General features: G+C 63.0%; 16 protein-coding genes and 1 riboswitch. Of the genes, 10 read left to right on the top strand and 6 right to left on the bottom strand.

Features of this window, described 5'->3' with window-relative positions:
• Positions 1 to 90 precede the first annotated feature (90 nt).
• Together hldE and FX984_RS28500 are read left to right on the top strand one after the other, a co-directional pair.
• On the top strand, positions 91 to 1,515 hold the full coding sequence (gene hldE, locus FX984_RS28505) for a bifunctional D-glycero-beta-D-manno-heptose-7-phosphate kinase/D-glycero-beta-D-manno-heptose 1-phosphate adenylyltransferase HldE (protein WP_027604932.1): 1,425 nt from the start codon (positions 91 to 93) through the stop codon (positions 1,513 to 1,515).
• Positions 1,508 to 2,443: an NAD-dependent epimerase/dehydratase family protein gene (locus tag FX984_RS28500; protein WP_146476853.1), complete on the top strand. Its 936-nt coding sequence runs from the start codon at positions 1,508 to 1,510 to the stop codon at positions 2,441 to 2,443. The genes hldE and FX984_RS28500 overlap by 8 nt, the downstream gene beginning before the upstream one ends.
• 18 nt (positions 2,444 to 2,461) lie before the next feature.
• Here the strand turns inward: FX984_RS28500 and FX984_RS28495 are convergent, their stop codons facing one another.
• The 4 genes from FX984_RS28495 to FX984_RS28480 form a co-directional block, all read right to left on the bottom strand.
• Complete coding sequence (locus FX984_RS28495; RefSeq protein ID WP_027604930.1) at positions 2,462 to 3,430, bottom strand: hypothetical protein; 969 nt, start codon at positions 3,428 to 3,430, stop codon at positions 2,462 to 2,464.
• 41 nt (positions 3,431 to 3,471) lie between these two features.
• Positions 3,472 to 4,284, bottom strand: coding sequence for an aldo/keto reductase (locus tag FX984_RS28490; protein ID WP_027604929.1), 813 nt, complete (start codon positions 4,282 to 4,284; stop codon positions 3,472 to 3,474).
• Positions 4,281 to 5,456 carry an NAD(P)/FAD-dependent oxidoreductase gene (locus tag FX984_RS28485; protein WP_027604928.1) on the bottom strand — a complete coding sequence of 392 codons (1,176 nt, stop codon included), beginning with the start codon at positions 5,454 to 5,456 and terminating at the stop codon, positions 4,281 to 4,283. Before FX984_RS28485 ends, FX984_RS28490 begins: the two co-directional genes overlap by 4 nt.
• Positions 5,457 to 5,575: 119 nt before the next feature.
• Positions 5,576 to 5,911, bottom strand: coding sequence for a DMT family transporter (locus tag FX984_RS28480; RefSeq protein ID WP_027604927.1), 336 nt, complete (start codon positions 5,909 to 5,911; stop codon positions 5,576 to 5,578).
• A gap of 102 nt (positions 5,912 to 6,013) precedes the next feature.
• On the opposite strand from FX984_RS28480, the gene FX984_RS28475 reads away from it, so the two are divergent.
• Together FX984_RS28475 and waaA are read left to right on the top strand one after the other, a co-directional pair.
• Positions 6,014 to 6,904 carry a LysR family transcriptional regulator gene (locus FX984_RS28475; RefSeq protein WP_027604926.1) on the top strand — a complete coding sequence of 297 codons (891 nt, stop codon included), beginning with the start codon at positions 6,014 to 6,016 and terminating at the stop codon, positions 6,902 to 6,904.
• 23 nt (positions 6,905 to 6,927) lie between these two features.
• Complete coding sequence (gene waaA, locus FX984_RS28470; RefSeq protein WP_027604925.1) at positions 6,928 to 8,205, top strand: lipid IV(A) 3-deoxy-D-manno-octulosonic acid transferase; 1,278 nt, start codon at positions 6,928 to 6,930, stop codon at positions 8,203 to 8,205.
• Between the two features lie 62 nt (positions 8,206 to 8,267).
• Here the strand turns inward: waaA and FX984_RS28465 are convergent, their stop codons facing one another.
• Positions 8,268 to 9,707 carry a TolC family outer membrane protein gene (locus FX984_RS28465; RefSeq protein ID WP_027604924.1) on the bottom strand — a complete coding sequence of 480 codons (1,440 nt, stop codon included), beginning with the start codon at positions 9,705 to 9,707 and terminating at the stop codon, positions 8,268 to 8,270.
• A 196-nt stretch (positions 9,708 to 9,903) separates the two neighbouring features.
• Positions 9,904 to 10,009, top strand: a riboswitch (TPP riboswitch).
• Positions 10,010 to 10,158: 149 nt separating this feature from the next.
• Here FX984_RS28465 and thiC point away from each other — a divergent pair.
• Positions 10,159 to 12,063, top strand: coding sequence for a phosphomethylpyrimidine synthase ThiC (gene thiC, locus FX984_RS28460; protein WP_027604923.1), 1,905 nt, complete (start codon positions 10,159 to 10,161; stop codon positions 12,061 to 12,063).
• A 158-nt stretch (positions 12,064 to 12,221) separates the two neighbouring features.
• A complete protein-coding gene (cytX, locus tag FX984_RS28455; protein ID WP_027604922.1) occupies positions 12,222 to 13,514 on the top strand; it encodes a putative hydroxymethylpyrimidine transporter CytX in 1,293 nt (430 codons plus the stop codon).
• Here cytX and FX984_RS28450 read toward each other — a convergent pair.
• On the bottom strand, positions 13,483 to 14,229 hold the full coding sequence (locus FX984_RS28450; protein WP_027604921.1) for an RsiV family protein: 747 nt from the start codon (positions 14,227 to 14,229) through the stop codon (positions 13,483 to 13,485). The two genes, cytX and FX984_RS28450, sit on opposite strands and share 32 nt — an antisense overlap.
• Before the next feature lie 193 nt (positions 14,230 to 14,422).
• Here FX984_RS28450 and FX984_RS28445 point away from each other — a divergent pair, with 193 nt between their 5' ends.
• The 4 genes from FX984_RS28445 (at position 14,423) to FX984_RS28430 (ending at position 17,051) form a co-directional block, all read left to right on the top strand.
• Entirely contained in the window at positions 14,423 to 15,040 is a 618-nt protein-coding gene (locus tag FX984_RS28445) for an NUDIX domain-containing protein (RefSeq protein WP_027604920.1), read from the top strand.
• On the top strand, positions 15,031 to 15,480 hold the full coding sequence (locus tag FX984_RS28440) for a DUF1249 domain-containing protein (protein ID WP_017526444.1): 450 nt from the start codon (positions 15,031 to 15,033) through the stop codon (positions 15,478 to 15,480). The genes FX984_RS28445 and FX984_RS28440 overlap by 10 nt, the downstream gene beginning before the upstream one ends.
• A gap of 97 nt (positions 15,481 to 15,577) precedes the next feature.
• A complete protein-coding gene (cpdA, locus tag FX984_RS28435) occupies positions 15,578 to 16,393 on the top strand; it encodes a 3',5'-cyclic-AMP phosphodiesterase (protein ID WP_146476854.1) in 816 nt (271 codons plus the stop codon).
• 49 nt (positions 16,394 to 16,442) lie between these two features.
• A complete protein-coding gene (locus tag FX984_RS28430) occupies positions 16,443 to 17,051 on the top strand; it encodes a YqiA/YcfP family alpha/beta fold hydrolase (protein ID WP_027604918.1) in 609 nt (202 codons plus the stop codon).

Below are 17,051 nucleotides of genomic sequence, written 5' to 3'. Positions count from 1 at the left end.
CTGATGCATCGCGGATAAAGCTCTCGAACTAGGCGGCGCTCACCCTGTGCTAATATCGCGCCCCTGTTCATTTTGTATGTGGGTTGCTCCATGAAGTTGTCCATGCCGCGATTCGATCAAGCCCCTGTCTTGGTGGTCGGCGATGTCATGCTCGACCGTTACTGGCATGGCGGTACCTCACGGATTTCCCCTGAGGCGCCGGTACCGGTAGTCAAGGTCGAGCAAATCGAAGACCGTCCAGGTGGCGCTGCCAACGTTGCCCTCAATATTGCCGCCCTCGGCGCCCCGGCCTCCCTGGTCGGTGTGACCGGCGACGACGAAGCCGCCGACAGCCTGGCCAACAGCCTGCGCGGCGCCGGCGTGCGCGCGCTGTTCCAGCGCATTGCCCATCAGCCGACCATCGTCAAGCTGAGGGTGATGAGCCGTCACCAGCAATTGCTGCGTATCGATTTTGAAGAACCCTTCGCCACCGACGCCCTGGCCCTCAGCGGCCAGGTCGACGCGTTGCTTGAAGGTATCAAGGTGCTGGTGTTGTCCGACTACGGCAAAGGCGCCCTGAAGAACCACCAGGAACTGATCCAGGCCGCCAAGGCGCGGAACATTCCGGTACTGGCCGATCCCAAGGGCAAGGACTTCTCGATTTATCGAGGTGCCAGCCTGATCACACCGAACCTCAGCGAGTTCGAAGCCATCGTCGGCGGTTGCGCCGATGAGCACGACCTGGTGAGCAAAGGCGCGGCACTCATGGCCGACCTTGACCTCGGCGCCTTGCTGGTGACCCGTGGCGAGCACGGCATGACCCTGCTGCGTCCCGGTCACCCGGCGATGCACCTGCCGGCGCGTGCCCGTGAAGTGTTTGACGTCACCGGTGCCGGTGACACCGTGATTTCCACCCTGGCGGCCTCCATTGCGGCCGGCGAAGAGTTGCCCCACGCCGTGGCCCTGGCCAACCTGGCGGCGGGTATTGTGGTCGGCAAGCTGGGGACGGCCGCGATCAGCGCGCCTGAACTGCGCCGGGCGATCCAGCGCTCCGAAGGTTCGGAACGTGGTGTGCTGAGCATCGAGCAATTGCTGCTGGCGATTGACGATGCCCGTGCCCACAACGAAAGCATTGTGTTCACCAATGGCTGTTTCGACATCCTCCACGCCGGCCATGTGACCTACCTGGAGCAGGCTCGCGCCCAAGGTGATCGCCTGATCGTCGCGGTCAACGATGACGCGTCGGTCAGCCGCCTGAAAGGCCCTGGCCGTCCGATCAACAGCGTCGACCGACGCATGGCGGTATTGGCCGGGTTGGGCGCGGTGGATTGGGTGATCAGCTTCCCTGAAGCCACCCCGGAAAACCTGCTGGCCCAGGTCAAGCCGGACGTGCTGGTCAAGGGCGGCGACTACTCCGTCGACCAGGTGGTCGGTGCCGACATCGTCAGCGCCTACGGCGGCAAGGTCAAAGTGCTGGGCCTGGTTGAGAACAGCTCGACCACCGCCATTGTCGAGAAGATCCGCAGCAATGAGTAAGGCTGATCCGTTGGTCCTGATCACCGGTGGCGCGGGCTTCATTGGCTCGCACCTGGTCGACGCGCTGCTTGCCAAGGGCTACGCAGTGCGAGTGCTGGATAACCTGTCCACGGGCAAACGCAGCAACCTGCCGCTGGACAACCCGCGCGTCGAGCTGCTCGAGGGGGATGTCGCCGACGCCGAGATGGTGGCGCGTGCCGCTGTCGGTGCGACGGCGGTGGTGCACCTGGCGGCGGTCGCTTCCGTGCAGGCTTCGGTGGATGACCCGGTCAGCACGCACCAGAGCAATTTCGTCGGTACCTTGAATGTCTGCGAAGCCATGCGCAAAGCCGGTGTGAAGCGGGTGGTATTCGCTTCCAGCGCGGCGGTGTATGGCAACAACGGCGAAGGTGCTTCCATTGACGAAGAGACCGCCAAGGCGCCGTTGACGCCCTATGCCTCGGACAAGTTGGCCGGCGAGCATTACTTCGACTTCTACCGGCGCCAGCATGGCCTGGAACCGGTGATTTTCCGCTTCTTCAATATCTTCGGCCCGCGCCAGGATCCGTCATCGCCGTACTCCGGCGTGATCAGCATCTTCAGCGAACGGGCTCAGCAAGGCCTGCCGATTACCGTGTTCGGCGATGGCGAGCAGACCCGCGACTTCATGTACGTGGAAGACCTGGTGGACGTGCTGGTGCAGGCCATCGAAGCCCCGGACGCGCCGTTGGGGGCGATCAACGTCGGCTGGAACCGCACGACTACCCTCAAGCAGGTGCTGCAGGCGCTGGAAGAGGCCATTGGTACGTTGCCTGCCGTGACTTACGGCCCGGCACGCTCGGGAGACATTCGGCATTCGCGGGCAAATAACCAGCGTTTGCTGGCCAGCTTCAAGCTGCCTGAGCCGACCCCGTTGACGGTTGGCCTGGCGCGGTTGCTCAAGGGCTGATCCAGCAGAAGCCAGCCCTCATCGGCTGGTTTTTTTCTTTGGCACGATCTTGCGCAGCATCTGGCGCGCCTTGCCGGTCAGGCGCTTCAATTTCGATTCTTTCTCAGGCTCCGCCAGGCCTTGCTGCCGCAGCCAATCCTTCCAGCGAATGCGTTCGTCGCGCACCAGCCAGCCTTCCTGCTGGGCGAAGCTTTCCGCCAGGTACAGGCCGCGGGTGCTGGCGGGGTAGAGCTGGTCTTTCTTGACGGTGTAGAGCTCGGCGAGCGGTTGGCCGTCTTTCAATGGCATCAGGTACAGGTCCGGGCGCTGGCGGTCCAGGCGTGCCACCAGTTGGTCGCCTTCAAGCCGCTCATCCACATGGAACAGGCTCAGGGATTTGGCTTCCTTCGGCACTTCCAGGCGCAAGTCATAAATCAGTTGCAGCGACGCGGTCGGCACATGCACATAGGCCCGCGGGCGCTCGATCAGTTGGGTGGTTGCGCAACGTACCGGGCGTGCGGCCCCTGACAAAGGGCTCAGGCGAAACGGCAAGGCTTCGCGGTAATGCAGCGCGGCGGAGTAGGGGGCCGGCAACCAGGTGTCGTTGAAGCGCCCGCCGAGCCAGCCTTCCGGGGTCTCCAGCAGGCACTCCTCGGCAATCTCCTGGATGGCGGTGTGCAGCGGCAGGTTCAGTTCATGGGCGGGCACGTAGCCGGAGATCAGCTTGAGCACCACATCGCCACGGTCCTGGCGACGCTGGCGCACCAACACCCAGTAATCCTTGTTTTGCCAGTGCAGTGTCAGGCGCACCGATACGCCGAGGTTGGCCAGTTCCAGGGCGAAGCGTTCGGCATCCGGCACCTCTACCGGCTTGCGCCGTTGCAGGGTCTGGGCGAAGTTGAGCGGCATACCCACGCTCTGGTAGCTCAGGCCTTCGGGGGTGGCTTCGACGTGCAGGGGCAGTGTCTTGAAGTTGCTGGGGTTTTTTCTTATGAGCGTTCGCGGCATGTCGGCTCCTTCTTGCGACGGGGTCGGCCGCGTCGGCGGCATCAGAGTTGACGAATGACCTTGGCAGCGGTCGCCACGTTATGGGCCAGGTGCAGCGGATTGATGGTCCCGACAATAGCACTGGCGACGCCCGTTTGCGCAAACAACAGCATGAAACTGGCGTGTATTGGATCCATTCCCGGTTCCAGGCAGACGTGGCCGCTGGCCAGCGCCTTTTTGACCAGGATGCCCTTGCCATGGGCCGCCGCATGCTCAATGACGGCTTTTTCCGCCTGTTCGTTCAGATTGTAGGTGACCATCGCGCAATCACCTTGTTCCAGAGCCCTCACGCCACCTTCGACGGTTTTGCCGGAGAAGCCGAAACCGCGAATCTTGCCCTCTTGTTTCAACTGCGCGAGGGTCGGGTACACCTCACAGTCGTTGAGGATGTGCAGGTCGTTGCCATCGGAGTGCACCAGCACCAGATCGATAAAATCCGTTTCAAGTCGTTTCAAGCTGCGCTCGATCGACATCCGTGTATGGGCAGCGCTGAAATCATGGCGGGACAGGCCTGCTTCGAACTCCTCGCCGACCTTGCTGACAATCACCCAGTCCTGGCGCTGGCCGCGCAGCAGTGGCCCCAGGCGTTCTTCGCTGCGCCCGTAGGCGGGTGCGGTATCGATCAGGTTGATGCCCAGCTGGCGGGCCTGGCGCAGCAACATCCGTGCTTCGTCGTCATCGGGAATGGTGAAACCGCTGGGGTACTTCACACCCTGGTCGCGGCCCAGCTTGACGGTGCCGAGGCCGAGCGGCGACACCAGCAGGCCGGTGCTGCCCAAGGGGCGGTGCAGGTCGTGCAGGGTCGGCAGGCTCATGGCAACAGTTGCTCCCAGGCCGGTACGCCGATGGCGGGTTTTGGCAGGTCGGGCAAAGGCTCCGATGCGGTTGGGCGGATGCCGTCGCGTTCGAGGCTGTTGATCACGCGATCGGCGAAATCCGGCGCCAGCGCCAGCTTGGTCGGCCAGCCCACCAGCAGGCGGCCCTCTTCGGCGACGAAGGCGTTGTCAGGCCGGCTCAGGCCCGATTGCAGGGGTTCTGCGCGGTCGACCCGCAGCGTCGCCCAGCGGGTCTGGCTCATATCGATCCAGGGCAGCAGGTGCGCCAGCTCTTTCCGGGCGGTGGCTATCTGTTCTTCGGGTGTGCGTGCCACGCCGTCGGCCTCGGCAATGTCGCCGCCCAGGTACCACACCCAATTGCCATCGGCAGCCGGGTGCGTGGTGACGGTGATGCGCGGCTTGGTACCGCCGCCCAGGCAGTGGGCGTACAGCGGCTTCAGGCCTGGGCCCTTGGCGATGATCATATGCAACGGGCGTTTCTGCATGGCCGGCTGGCTCAGGCCGAGGGCGGCGAGCAGTTCGGCGGTACCGCCGCCGGCGCTCAGGACGATGCGCTGGGCGCGGATTTCGCGGCCATCGACCTTCAGGCCCACCAGGGTGTCGCCTTCGCGCAGTGGTTCGATGCGCTGCCCGGCGAGCAAGCCGTCACCGGCCAGTTGCGCCAGGCGTTCGATCACGCTGGGTACGTCCACCACCAGTTCGGCCAGGCGATAGACCTTGCCCTTGAAGCCACGGTCTTGCAGGGCCGGCGGCAGGTCGTCGCCCTTGACCTGATCGACACGGCCGCGCACGGCCTTGCTGGCAAAAAAGCTGGTGAGGTTGCCGGCGATCGTGCCAGGGGACCACAGGTAATGGGCTTGCGAGAGCACGCGCACGCCGGACAGGTCCAGCTCGCCGTCACCGGCCAGGGCTTCACGCCAGCGGCGCGGCATATCGGCAATGGCTTCGGAGGCGCCGGTGAGGGCGCCGTGCAGGGCATATTTGGCACCGCCGTGGATAATCCCCTGGGATTTCACGCTTTGCCCGCCACCTAATGTGGCGTTTTCCACCAGCACCGTGGAAAACCCCTGGCGGCGTAGGCGCGCATTCAGCCAGAGGCCGGCAACTCCGGCGCCGACAATCAGGACGTCGGTGGAAATAACGGATGGCATGGGCGACCTCATTTCAAAACAAGGCCGCAAGTATACATCCCGCACCATGCACACCGCAGGCGCTGTCGCGCTTTAGCGAGGCGGCGAGTCCTGGATTCAATGGAGGCTCAAGTGAACACTCAATGCCCGGCGGTTTTCGAAAACAGCTGGATGACCACCACGCCCAGCACAATCAGGCCCATCCCCAGCATCGCCGGCACATCGAGCTTCTGCCCATAGATAAACAGCGCGGCAATGCTGACCATCACGATGCCCATCCCGGCCCATACCGCATAGGCCACGCCGACGGGCACGGTACGCACCACCAGGGTCAGCATCCAGAACGCCACGCCATAGCCGACGATCACCAGCAACAGCGGGATGGGAGTACTCCAGCCCTTGATGGCTTTCATGGAAACGGTAGCGATCACTTCCGAGCAGATGGCAATAGCCAGGTAGCAGTAGGCGGCGTTCATGGGTGAGTCCTCGGTGTAAAGCAATCTGATAAGGCCGGCATTCTAGAGTTTTATCAGATGGGGTAAAGTCATTACCTATCCGAAATTAAGATGGGTTGTGGCATGAGCATGCAATGGAACCTGGAGCAGATGCGTTTGTTTGTCAGCGTCGCCGAGCAGCGTTCGTTTTCAGCGGTGGCGCGCGGGCAGCGCAAGGCGCAATCGGCAGTCAGCAACGCGATTGCGATGCTGGAGACGGACCTTGGCGTGAGCCTGTTCGACCGTAGCAGCGGCCGCCAGCCCAGCCTGACCGAAGCCGGCAGTGTGTTGCTGGAGGAGGCCCGCGAAGTGCTGCGCCAATGTGAGCGCCTCAATGGCCGGGCACTGTCACTGACCCGCGGTGAAGAAGCCTGCCTGCGCCTGGCCCAGGATGAAGCCATGTTGTTCCAGCCGGTACTCGACAGCCTTGAGGCATTGGCGGGGCAGTACCCGCTGCTGGAAGTACAACTGTCCAGCGCCGCCCAGGGCGATGTGGCGCGCAAGTTGGTGGAGCGCCAGGCCGACCTGGGCCTGCTGTTCTATCACGACCAGATCCCCGAAGCCCTGGAGCGGCGGGTGGTGGGCAGTGTGGAGATGGTCACGGTGTGCGGGGTGAACCACCCGCTGGCCAAGGAGTCGTACGTGACCTGCCAGCACCTGGCCCAGTTTCGCCAGTTGTTGATGTCGACCCAGACCAGTGTCTACCCCGGCAGCGAAGCGGCCAGCCCGCTGGTGTGGCGTGCCGACAGTTTCTACGTATTGGCCGAATGGCTGATGAGCGGCCTGGGCTGGGCGTGGCTGCCACGGCATATCGTGCAGTACCCGACCTATCAGCAGCAGATGGTGGAATTGGACAGCGAATGGACGCCACCGGCCCTGGTGGTGGAGCTGGTCTGGCGGCGCGACGAGCACCTGGGCCCCGCCGCGCGCTTTCTCGCCAAACGTTTTGCCGAGTGCTTGCAGGCGATCGACTGAAAAAGCCGATAAACTCCGCCGCCATGAATAGAACTCTCTACAGCTGTCTGTTTTACCTGGCGCTGCCGTTGGTGGCCTTACGTCTCTGGTTGCGTGCACGCAAGGCGCCGGCCTATGCCCGGCGCGTCGGCGAGCGGTTTTCCTATGGCTTGCCGGTGATGCAACCGGGCGGGATCTGGGTGCATGCGGTGTCGGTGGGCGAGAGCATTGCCGCGGCGCCGATGATCCGCGGTTTGTTGGCGCGTTATCCACAGCTGCCGGTCACCGTCACCTGCATGACGCCCACCGGTTCCGAGCGCATCCAGGCGTTGTTCGCCAACGAGCCGCGCATCCAGCATTGCTACCTGCCTTACGATTTGCCCTGTGCAGCCAAGCGTTTTCTCGATCGTGTACAGCCCAGGCTGGCGGTGATCATGGAGACGGAGTTGTGGCCCAACCATATCCACGCCTGTGCCCGGCGCGGTATTCCGGTGGCTTTGGCCAATGCGCGGCTGTCGGCGCGCTCGGCCAAGGGCTATGCGCGTTTTGCCAGGCTGACGGCGCCGATGTTATCGGAAATGAGCCTGTTCGCGGTACAGACCGAGACCGAGGCCCAGCGCTTCCTGAGCCTGGGCGCACGCGCGGAAACCGTCGAAGTCACCGGTTCGATCAAGTTCGACCTGACCATCGACCCCGAGCTGCCGCTGCGCGCCGCCGCCCTGCGCGAGCAATGGGGCGCCGCCGAGCGCCCGGTGTGGATCGCTGCCAGCACCCACGAAGGCGAAGATGACGTGGTGCTGGCGGCCCACCGGCAACTGCTCGAGAGCTATCCCAACGCGCTGCTGATCCTGGTGCCGCGTCATCAGGAGCGCTTCGGCCCGATGTTCGAGTTGTGTGCGCAACAAGGGTTTGCCACGGTGCGTCGCTCCAGCGGCGAGCCGGTGACCGCGCAAACGTCGGTACTGCTCGGCGATACCATGGGCGAGCTGTTGTTTCTCTATGCCCTGGCGGACAGTGCCTTTGTCGGCGGCAGCCTGGTCGCGACCGGCGGGCACAACCCGCTGGAACCGGCGGCGCTGGCCAAGCCGGTGATCATGGGGCCCCATGTGTTCAACTTCCTCGAAATCAGCGCGATGATGCGCGAAGCGGGGGCGTTGCGAGAGGTGGAGGACGCAGAAGGGCTGGCCGAGGCCGTACGCCAGCTGTTCGAACTGCCGCAGGATGCACGCCGGATGGCACAGGCGGGGCTCAAGGTGATGCAGGCTAACCAGGGGGCGCTTAAGCGCTTGCTGGATGGTTTGGATCGACTGATAGCTCACTGACTTAACACCGTTACCAATATGGGAGGGAACAAGCCCGCTCCCACATTGGTTTCGCGGTGCGCTCAGTAGCCCGGGCGAGCCTTGAGCTGCTCGGCGGCCGCCTTGGCCAGGTCCGGTGGCAGGAAGTCACGATCCGGGTTGTAGTCGGCCTTGAGGTAGCGCGTCAGGTCCTGCAGGTCCCCTGGGTTCAAGGTGCCCGCCGCCTGTTTCAGGCGCAGGTTGTCGAGGATGTAGTCATAGCGGCTGTTGTTGTAGTTGCGCACCGACGCGTAGAGCTGGCGCTGTGAGTCCAGCACATCGACTATATTGCGCGTACCCACCTGGTAACCGATTTCCGTGGCTTCCACGGCGCTCTGGTTGGAGATGATCGACTGGCGGCGCGCCTGGACCTGTTCCACATCGGTGTTCACCGCACGGTGCAGGTTGCGCGTGTTTTCCACCACCTGGCGACGCAGGCCTTCGCGTTGCTGCTCGGTCTGGCCCAGGCGCGAATACGACTCCCGCACCTGCGAGCTGGTCAGGCCGCCGCTGTAGATCGGGATGTTCAGGCGCAGGCCGATGGTGCGCTGCTCCACATCGCCACGGTAGGGCGTGCCAAAGGCATTCGGGTTGCTGAAGCCAAGGGCGTCGTTGTCACCTTTTTCATACTGTGCGACGGCGTCCAGGGTCGGTGCGTGGCCGGCCTTGCGCTGCTTGAGGGTTTCTTCGGCGGCCGTGACGGCGTAGTTGCTGGCCAGCAGGTTCAGGTTCTGGCGACCGGCGGTCTCGACCCAGGCCTTGGCGTCGTTGGGCAGCGGCGGCAACACCGGTAGCGTGTGGACAATGCCCTGGATCGAGTTGTACTGGCGGTTGGTCAGGGTAATCAGCGCTTCAAAGGCATCGTCCACCTGGCGCTGGGCCAGGATCCGGTTGGCCCGTGCAGTGTCATAGCTGGCCTGGGATTGCAGCACATCGGTCTTGTCCGACAGGCCCACGTCGAAGCGCTCGTTGGATTGATCCAGCTGGCGCTTGAAGGCATTTTCCTCGGCCTTGGTCGAGGCCAGGTTGTCCTGGGCGCGCAGCACGGCGAAGTAGCTCTCGGCGCTTTGCAGGATCAGGTTCTGTTCGGTGGCCGAGAGTTGCAGCGCCGCCTGTTCGTTGGTGGCTTCGGCGGCTTGCAGTTGGAACCAGCGATCGGCGCGGAACAGCGGCTGGCTCAGGGTTGCGCGCCAGGAGTGGGCATCGCGGTTGGCGGTGGCGGCGGGTGTGTCGATCTGGGTGCGCACGTTATTGATGTCGGCACCGCCCGACAGGTTCGGCAGCAACCCCGCGCGGGCCTGGGGCACGACTTCTTTCTGCGCGCCGTATTGGGCGCGGGCGGCGGCCAGGTCGGCGTTGTTGTCCACTGCTTCCTGATAGACGCTGACCAGGTCAGTTTTGGCGGACAAGGGCGCTTCAGCTGCCCAGACCATTCCGTTGGTCGCACAAGACACGGCGAGAGCCAGTGAGAGTTTGCGCAGCATGAGGCGATCCCTAGTGTGAATATTACGGTGATAATTTAGCGCCCAAGGCTAAGACGGGCCATTCCTGGCGTCAAGCATTGTGGCGGCAATCGAGTGTAGTGGCGCTGACTCGGCGCAACAATCCCGCAATCACGCCATTCATCACGCTGAATGCACCGCTATTGGCAATTTGCCCACGGCATGGTCTAGACTGGCCAAGTTCTTGTCGGGGTGCCTTGTTGGAAGGCTGAGATCGGTAAATACCGGATCCCGTTGAACCTGATCAGGTTAACGCCTGCGTAGGGAACAAGATTTCTCGTCCCCCGGCGAGTCCTCTTGTGCTTCGTCCGGGATGTTGTTCGACCTTCGAACAACCCTCGTGCACCAAGCACAGCACTGGTTTCAGTGCATCCGTCCGTCACAGGTTCGCTCCGACAAAAAATCCACCGCCTGGATAGTTGGAGAGCCCGTGATGAGCACAGAAATAAAAAGTACAAAACTGAAAAACACCGTGCACTTGAGTGAATCGGCCAAGGTCGACTCCGGCTCTGTGCAGCCGTTTACCCGCTCGCAAAAAATCTACGTGCAGGGCACTCGCCCGGACATTCGCGTACCCATGCGTGAAATCAGCCTGGACGTGACCCCCACCGACTTCGGCGGCGAAATCAATGCGCCCGTGGTGGTCTACGACACCTCCGGCCCGTACACCGACCCGAATGTGATCATCGACGTGCGCAAAGGCCTGGGCGATGTGCGCTCGCCGTGGATCGAAGCGCGTGGCGACACCGAGCGCCTGTCGGGCTTGAGTTCGCACTTTGGCCAACAGCGCCTGAGCGATGCGGAGCTGACTGCGCTGCGTTTCGCCCACGTGAAAAACCCGCGCCGCGCCAAGGCCGGGGCCAACGTCACCCAGATGCACTACGCGCGCAAAGGCATCATCACCGCCGAGATGGAATACGTCGCCATCCGCGAAAACATGAAGCTGGAAGAAGCCCGCGCCAGTGGCCTGCTCGACCAGCAACACGCCGGCCACAGCTTCGGCGCCAGCGTGCCGAAAATCATCACCCCTGAATTCGTGCGTGAAGAAATCGCCCGTGGCCGCGCGATCATCCCGGCCAACATCAACCACACCGAACTGGAACCGATGATCATCGGCCGTAACTTCCTGGTGAAGATCAACGGCAACATCGGCAACAGCGCCCTGGGTTCGTCCATCGAAGAAGAAGTGGCGAAACTCACCTGGGGCATTCGCTGGGGCTCGGACACCGTGATGGACCTGTCCACCGGCAAGCACATCCACGAAACCCGTGAGTGGATCATCCGCAACTCGCCGGTGCCGATCGGTACCGTGCCGATCTACCAGGCCCTGGAAAAAGTCGGCGGCGCGGCCGAAGACCTGACCTGGGAGCTGTTCCGCGACACCCTGATCGAACAGGCCGAGCAGGGCGTCGATTACTTCACCATCCACGCCGGCGTGCTGCTGCGCTACGTGCCGCTGACCGCCAAGCGCGTCACCGGCATCGTGTCCCGTGGCGGTTCGATCATGGCCAAGTGGTGCCTGGCGCACCACAAAGAGAACTTCACCTACACGCATTTCGACGAAATCTGCGAAATCATGAAGGCCTATGACGTCAGCTTCTCCCTCGGCGACGGCCTGCGCCCGGGCTCGATTGCCGACGCCAACGACGCCGCGCAGTTCGGCGAACTGGAAACCCTTGGCGAGCTGACCAAGATCGCCTGGAAGCACGACGTGCAAACCATGATCGAAGGCCCTGGCCACGTGCCGATGCAGTTGATCAAGGAGAACATGGACAAGCAGCTCGAATGCTGCGACGAAGCGCCGTTCTACACCCTTGGCCCACTGACCACCGACATCGCGCCGGGCTATGATCACATTACCTCCGGCATCGGTGCGGCGATGATCGGCTGGTTCGGTTGCGCCATGCTCTGCTACGTCACGCCCAAGGAGCACCTGGGTCTGCCGAACAAGGATGACGTGAAGACCGGGATCATCACCTACAAGATCGCCGCCCATGCGGCGGACTTGGCCAAGGGGCATCCGGGCGCGCAGATCCGCGATAACGCCTTGAGCAAGGCGCGCTTCGAGTTCCGCTGGGAAGACCAGTTCAACCTCGGCCTGGACCCGGACACCGCGCGTTCGTACCACGACGAAACCCTGCCGAAGGACTCGGCCAAGGTCGCGCACTTCTGCTCCATGTGCGGGCCGAAGTTCTGCTCGATGAAAATCACCCAGGAAGTGCGCGAGTACGCGGCCAACCAGCGCATTGACGCGGTGGATGTGGACGTGGCCAAGGGCCTGGCGGAGCAGGCGGAGCGGTTCAAGCAGGAAGGCAGTCAGTTGTACAAGAAGGTCTGACCCAGAGACGGCGGTGCCTGTACCGCCGTCATCGGGGGCAAGCCCCCTCCCACATTTTGAATGGCGAACACATTCAAGTGTGGGAGGGGGCTTGTCGAGTCGTCGCACCGCCCCGATAGCAATCTTTCAAACAAAAATGCCCCTCAGAGATAACACCCTTGAGCATTCAACCCAGCACCTACTCCCCCGACATCGCGGTGCCTGCTGACAAACGCGTCTTCGGCGCCCGCGACCTGTTCTCCCTGTGGTTCTCCCTCGGCATCGGCCTGATGGTCCTGCAAACCGGCGCCTTGCTCGCGCCGGGCCTGGGCTTGTCCGGTTCCTTGCTGGCGGTTTTCCTCGGCACCCTGGTCGGCGTGCTGTTGCTGGCCGCCGTCGGTGTAATCGGCAGCGACACCGGCCTGTCCGCCATGGCCGCGCTCAAGCTCAGCCTCGGGGCCAAAGGCGCGAGCCTGCCGGCGTTGCTGAACCTGCTGCAACTGATCGGCTGGGGCTCGTTCGAGATCATTGTGATGCGCGATGCCGCCAGCCTGTTGGGCGTACGCGCGTTCAGCGACGGCAGCCTGTTGGCCAGTCCGTTGCTGTGGACACTGTTCTTCGGTGGTTTGGCGACCTTGCTGGCGGTCAGCGGGCCATTGACCTTCGTACGGCAGATCCTGCGCAAATGGGGGATCTGGCTGCTGCTGGCGGCCTGCCTGTGGCTGACCTGGAACCTGTTCGCCAAGGCTGACCTCGGCGCACTCCGGGCCCAGGCCGGTGACGGTTCGATGCCCTTTGCGGCGGGCTTTGATATCGCCATCGCCATGCCGCTGTCGTGGTTGCCGCTGATTGCCGATTACTCCCGCTTCGGCAAGCGCGCCAAAAACGTGTTTGGCGGCACGGCGCTGGGCTTCTTTATCGGCAATTTCTGGCTGATGAGCCTGGGCGTGGCCTACACCCTGGCGTTTGCGCCCAGCGGTGAAGTGAATGCGCTGCTGCTGGCGCTGGCCGGGGCCGGCCTGGGGATTCCGCTGCTGCTGATCCTGTTGGACGAGTCGGAAAACGCCTTTGCCGATATTCACTCGGCGGCGGTGTCCAGTGGGATGCTGTTGCGTGTGAAGGTCGAGCACCTTGCCCTGGCCATTGGTGTGATCTGCACCCTGATTGCCTGTTTTGCCCCGTTGGCGCAATACCAGAACTTCCTGTTGCTGATCGGCTCAGTGTTTGCGCCGTTGTTCGGCGTGGTGCTGGTGGATCATTTCATCCTGCGCCGTCGTGGTCATCATGGCACGCTCGCCGGCCTGCGTTGGCCGGCTCTGTTGGCCTGGCTGGGTGGCATCGGCACGTATCACCTGTTGGCCAACCTGTACCCGGACATCGGCGCAACCCTGCCGGCGCTGGTGCTGGCAGGGTTGTTGCAGTTCATCCTGGGACGGGCCTTCAGCGGCGCGCGGGCACCAGCTCAGGCTTGAGGATGCCTTCCAGGCGCGAGTAGGGGATCTGCAACTCGACATGGCCCAGGGCGTACGGCGCGATGGTGCTGGTGGGGTACTTGAGGATCACGCCCCCGTAGGTCAGCGCCACGTTCGGGGTTTTCTGGAACGGGTAGGTTTTCACGAACTCCGGTTCCAGGCTCAGGCGGGTGCTGATCAGCCAGCTGTTATGCGCCACCTGGGCGGCTTTCCAGAACGCGTCTTCCTTGCCTGGCAGCAGCATATCGCTCAGCCACAGGGCTTTTTGCTGCTGGCGCGAATAGTTGATGAACGCGCGGCCAGGCTCGCCGTGGGTGGCGCCCTGATCCAGGTAGCTGGACAGCTCGATGATTACCAAACCGTCATGCTGCTCCCGTACCTTGGCCTGCAAGTACATGCTGTTGCGTGGGGCGGCGGTGCCGAGGAATTGCTCGCGATAGGACTCCAGGCTCGACGGCAGCGGGTCGCCCGCGTTGGTGCGGGTCATTTCCAGCAGGCGTTGTTCGATCAGGGCATCCAGCTTGGGTTCCTTGGCAAAGTGCACGGTGTCGATATTCACCAGCGGGCAATCGCTGGCGGCGCAGCCCGGCTTGCTCTGCTCGCTGGCGTCGCGGGTGGCTTCCAGCGGTGTGCGATAGCTGGGTTGGAACAGGCTTTGGCAGGCGCCGAGGGTCAGGGCGATGCAGGCCACGGAGGCGATTTTTAAAAGCGACATGGATGTCCTTCGTCTATCGATAAGAGCGAAATTGTGCAGCTTCGACTACCAGCAAGGCAGTCAGTTCGCCACTAAGCTGATTGAGCGTGAGTTTGACCTCCTCCGTCTGGCCCGGCAACCGCAAAGGGGCTGCACCAAGGGGCACGAGCGCGTTAGGATGGCGCGAATTGCACCGGACATGATGAGGAAGGGTATGACAGACATTGCGAAATCGACGCCGAGCACGATCGAGATTGTTCAGCGCGACAATGCCTACAAGGGCTTCTACCAGCTCGATCGCGTGCAATTGCGCCACGAAAAATTCGCTGGCGGCATGAGCCGAGTGATCAATCGCGAAGTCTTCGTCCGTCACGACGCCGTGTGTGTTCTGCCCTACGATCCGCAGCGTGATGAAGTGGTGCTCAACGAGCAGTTTCGCGTGGGTGCCATGGGCCGTACCGACAATCCATGGTTGATCGAGATGGTCGCCGGCCTGATCGACAGGGATGAGCAGCCGGAGGAGGTTGCACACCGCGAGGCCGAGGAGGAAGCTGGGCTGACGTTCTCCGCACTGTGGCCGATCACCAAGTATTTTCCGTCGCCCGGTGGCAGTACCGAATTTGTCCACTTGTACCTGGGTCGCTGCGACAGCTCGGGGGCCGGTGGTGTCCATGGACTGGAAGAAGAGGCAGAAGACATCCGCGTCACGGTCTGGGCTTTTGAAGACGCCCTGCAAGCCGTGCGCGACGGCAGGATTTCCAACGCAGCCAGCATTATCGCCCTGCAATGGCTTGCGCTTAATCGCGCGGAAGTGAGGGGGTTATGGCAGTAAAGGCACGGGAACGTTATCGAGTCGACCTGATCGGGCTGCAAGCCGCCTGCGAGGCCAACTATGCGCGGCTGATGCGCCTGTTGCCCGACATGCGCCACACCCCGGAGGCGCGCCGCATCGGCGTGACCCATGGCGACCAGATGCTGGGCGTGCTGGCCCTGGAAGTCATCGTCAATTGCCCGTACACCACCACCCTGCGGGTGCGCCAGGAACACAGCCTGCCGTGGCTGCCGGTGCCGCAGCTGGAAGTGCAGGTGTACCACGATGCGCGGATGGCCGAAGTGATCAGCGCCGAACATGCGCGGCGCTTTCGCAGCATCTATCCTTACCCGAATGTGTTCATGCACCAGCCCGATGAGAAAGCACAGCTCAATGTGTTCCTTGGTGAATGGTTGAGCCATTGCCTGGCCCTGGGCCACGAGTTCGAAGTCGTGCGGTAGATGTGAACTGCGTCTGCTTCCTGGGTTTCCTCTTTGTATCCTGCCCCAGCATAATCGCCCTACCTCCATTTTCCTGTGATTGCCCTGGGAGAGCGCCTTGCCGAGCGTATCCACCGTGAACCCCGATGCGCCGGCGTTGCTGGTGCAATTGTCCGACAGCCACCTGTTTGCCGAAGCCGACGGCACGCTGCTGGGCATGAACACCCGCGAGAGCCTGCAGCGGGTGGTTGAGTTGGTGCGCCGGCAGCAGCCGCACATCGACCTGATGCTGGCCACTGGGGATCTGTCCCAGGACGGCACGCTGGAGTCATACCAGCAGTTTCGCGCTCTGACCGCGGCCATCGGCGCTCCCATGCGCTGGATTCCCGGCAACCACGACGAGCCGCAGATCATGGCCCACGCCGCGGTACACAGCGACTTGCTCGAACCGGTGGTGGATGTCGGCAACTGGCGCGTTACCCTGCTGGACTCCGCCGTTCCCGGTTCCGTGCCCGGCTACCTGCAGGACCAGCAACTGCAACTGTTGGCCCAAGCGCTCAGCGAGGCGCCGAGCCGGCACCATCTGGTGTGCTTCCATCATCACCCTGTGCCCATCGGCTGTGCCTGGATGGAACCGATCGGCCTGCGCAACCCCGAAGCCCTGTTTGCCGTGCTCGACCGTTTTCCCCAGGTCAAGGCCGTGCTCTGGGGCCATGTGCACCAGGAGATCGACCGCGAGCGCAACGGCGTGCGCCTGCTGGCTTCGCCGTCCACCTGCATTCAGTTCGCGCCGGGCAGCGAGGATTTCAGCGTCAGCGAGCAAGCGCCGGGTTATCGCTGGCTGCGCCTGCATGCCGACGGACGGCTGGAAACCGGGGTGGAACGCCTGGTCGGCTTCACGTTTACGGTGGATTACGGTAGCAACGGCTACTGAGATTTACCTGTAAACTGCGCCTCTTTGGCTGAAGCACGGAGAGCCCGGCATGTCCGCTTCGATCCTGTATATCCACGGTTTCAACAGCGCGCCCGCGTCCAACAAGGCCTGCCAACTGGTGACCGTGATGGATGCCCTCGGCTTGGCCGACCAACTGCGTGTGCCGGCCCTGCATCACCATCCACGTCAGGCAATTCCTCAATTGGAGGAAGCCATTGCCCAGCTGGGGCGGCCGCTGCTGGTCGGCAGCTCGCTCGGCGGCTACTATGCAACCCATCTTGCCGAGCGCCATGGCCTCAAGGCACTGCTGGTCAACCCGGCGGTCAGCCCCCATCGGATGTTCGACGGTTACCTGGGTACCCAGAAGAACCTCTACACCGATGAAACCTGGGAACTGACCCACGACCATGTCACGGCGCTGGCCGAGCTGGAAGTACCGGCGCCCCAGGACGCCGCGCGTTACCAGGTGTGGTTGCAGACCGGCGATGAAACACTGGATTATCGCCTCGCCCAAGGGTATTACCGTGCCTGTGCCTTGCGCATCCAGGCCGGTGGCGACCATGGTTACCAGGGGTTCGCCCGGCAATTGCCGACGCTGTTGAGTTTTGCCGGCATTGGCGCAGATCAGTATCAATCCTTCGACTTTGCAGCACTGTAA

The sequence above is a fragment of the Pseudomonas marginalis genome (genome assembly GCF_008692035.1).
Classification (GTDB): Bacteria; Pseudomonadota; Gammaproteobacteria; order Pseudomonadales; family Pseudomonadaceae; genus Aquipseudomonas; species Aquipseudomonas marginalis.
The sequence above is the reverse complement of the archived record's forward strand: the minus strand, read 5'-3'. Positions and strand labels throughout refer to the sequence as shown.